3 protein-coding genes are annotated in these 2,444 nt (G+C 66.4%); all 3 read left to right on the top strand.

From position 1 onward, the window contains the following. The first annotated feature begins 234 nt into the window (after positions 1-234). Genes hemP through AC5E6L_RS15160 form a run of 3 tightly spaced genes read left to right on the top strand, consistent with a single transcriptional unit; the run spans position 235 to position 2,358 of the window. A complete protein-coding gene (gene hemP / locus AC5E6L_RS15170) occupies positions 235-369 on the top strand; it encodes a hemin uptake protein HemP (protein ID WP_491230021.1) in 135 nt (44 codons plus the stop codon). 8 nt (positions 370-377) lie between these two features. Continuing rightward, a complete protein-coding gene (locus AC5E6L_RS15165) occupies positions 378-1,421 on the top strand; it encodes a hemin-degrading factor (protein WP_491774418.1) in 1,044 nt (347 codons plus the stop codon). 19 nt (positions 1,422-1,440) lie between these two features. Then, on the top strand, positions 1,441-2,358 hold the full coding sequence (locus AC5E6L_RS15160; protein ID WP_491230018.1) for a heme/hemin ABC transporter substrate-binding protein: 918 nt from the start codon (positions 1,441-1,443) through the stop codon (positions 2,356-2,358). Positions 2,359-2,444: the final 86 nt, after the last annotated feature.

Here is a 2,444-nt window from a genome sequence, read left to right as displayed (position 1 = left end):
CTTGCTGACCGGTGGCGATCGGTCCGTCATGCGCCCTGTTCGGGATCAAACTTGACAAGACCGATCAACTATCGCAGGACGCTTAGATAATCTGACATAACCAGTCAAGTTATGTTCGTCGCCGAGCCCGCACCCGCCAGCCAGGCATTTCGATCCCAATGACAGGCTACGATGCAGCGAGACGACAACAAGCCGACACCGGCCCTTAAGGACATGAAGGCAAAGCCGGAGCGCATGAACGAAGAGGAGTTCGTCATCATCGATGCGAGCACGCTGTTCGGCCGGTCCCGCGAGATCGGCATCAACCATAAGGGCGCGCTCTACCGGCTGAAGATCACCCGGCAGGGCAAGCTGATCCTCAACAAGTAAGGTCTCCCATGAGCGTGGCAGACGAACCGACGGACGCCGATATCCGCAAGGCGCGTACGGACAATCCCAAGCTGCGTGAGCGCGATCTCGCCGCCAATCTGGGCATCCCGGAAGCGCGTTTCGTCGATGCCTTCAGCGGTTGCGGCGTGCGTCGGCTGCGCGCCGACACGGACGCGATCATTGCCGGTCTGGCCGATGTGGGCGAGGCGATGGCCCTGACGCGGAACGCCTTTGCGGTTCATGAGAAGACCGGCCGATACGAGAACGCAACGCTTGGCGGCCATGTGGTGACGGTGCTGGGCGCGCAGATCGACCTGCGAATCTTTCCCGGACACTGGGCCCATGCCTTCGCCGTCGAAAAGAAGGCGGGCGGAAGCGCGCTGCGATCGATCCAGATTTTCGACGCCCATGGCGATGCGGTGCACAAGGTGTTCACGCGCGAAGGCACGGACCCGGACGCATGGGACGGGCTGATCGGCGCGCTCGAACGCGACGCGCCCGCCGGCCGGATCGCGTTCACGCCGCGTTGCAACGGGGCTGCTGCCGATCTGGACGGGGAAAGGGCGGCCGAGCTGCGCGCTGCCTGGGGCGCAATGACCGACACGCATCAGGTCGCCGGGCTTGTGCGGCGATTCGGCCCCGGCAGCAGGGGCGCGCTGGTCCGTCACCTTGCGCCCGAATTCGCGGCCATGCTGATCGACGGTGCCGTGGAGACGCTGCTGCGGATCGTCGCCAACGAGCGGATGCCGATCATGGTGTTCGTGCGCAATGCGGGCTGCCTTCAGGTCCATTCCGGCCCGATCGCGACGCTCAAGCGGGTCGGTCCGTGGTTCAACGTCATGGACCCCGGCTTTCACCTGCATCTTCGCACCGACAGGATCGGCTCGGTCTGGGCGGTGCGCAAGCCGACCGACCGCGGCGACGTCATATCGGTCGAGGCGTTCGCCGCCGACGGCGATCCCGTCATCATGATCAACGCAACCCCCGACCAGGCACGGCCGGCGGCCAGCGACTGGCGCAGTCTCGTTGAGGGGCTTTCCCGAGCGCAATAAAGATGAAGCGATACACACGATGATTTCCACCTTGCGACTTGTCTTTTCCCGTCAAAGGCCGCGCGGCTTTCTGCTCGGCGTCCTGTTCGTCATGCTCGCCATTGCCGCGGTTTCGGCCTCCAAGGCGCGCGCGGAAACGGCCCATGCCGAGCGCGTGCTCGCCATTGGGGGCGCGGTGACCGAGATCGTCTATGCGCTCGGTGAACAGGACCGGCTGGTCGCCCGTGATTCGACGTCGCTCTTCCCTCCCCAGGCAACCGATCTGCCCGATGTCGGATATATGCGCGCGCTGTCGCCGGAAGGCGTCCTGTCGGTCAAGCCGGACCTGATCCTCGCCCGCGCCAATGCCGGTCCGGCCGAGGCGATCGATGTGCTTCAGGCGGCCGATGTGCGCTGGGTCACCGTGCCCGACGAGTTCACGCCCGAGGGGATCGACGAAAACATTCGCATCATCGCGCAGGCGCTGGGCGTGCCGGAAAGAGGGGACGCGCTGCGCCGGCGCCTCAGCGCGGACCTGGCCGCCGCCGAAGCGATCACCGGCGGGATCGACGAGCCGAAGCGCGTCCTGTTCGTTCTGTCGATGCGCGATGACAGAATCTTGGCGTCGGGAACGGGCACGGCCGCCGACGGCATCATCGAGCTGGCCGGCGCCGACAACGTCATTTCCGACTTCGAGGGCTACAAGCAACTGGCCAACGAGGCGGTGATCGACGCCGACCCGGACGTGATCCTGATGATGCAGGGACGCGGCGAGGCCGAGGGCCACGGCGCCCCCAATGCCCGCATCACGGGCCATCCGGCGCTGGGCGTGACCAGGGCGGCGCGCCGGGGCGCCATCGTCCGCATGGACGGGCTCTATCTTCTGGGCTTCGGTCCCCGCACCGGCGCGGCGGCCATGGAACTGGCGAGGGCGATCTATGGCGATCAGCTCCGATAGTCCGACCGCGACCCCTCGCGCGCCGCTTGCCGCGCGCCGCGCGGGCGATCGCAGCGCTCTGGCGCGCCTGACCATCATCATGCTGG

Source organism: Roseitalea sp. (genome assembly GCF_984466335.1).
The sequence above is the reverse complement of the archived record's forward strand: the minus strand, read 5'-3'. Positions and strand labels throughout refer to the sequence as shown.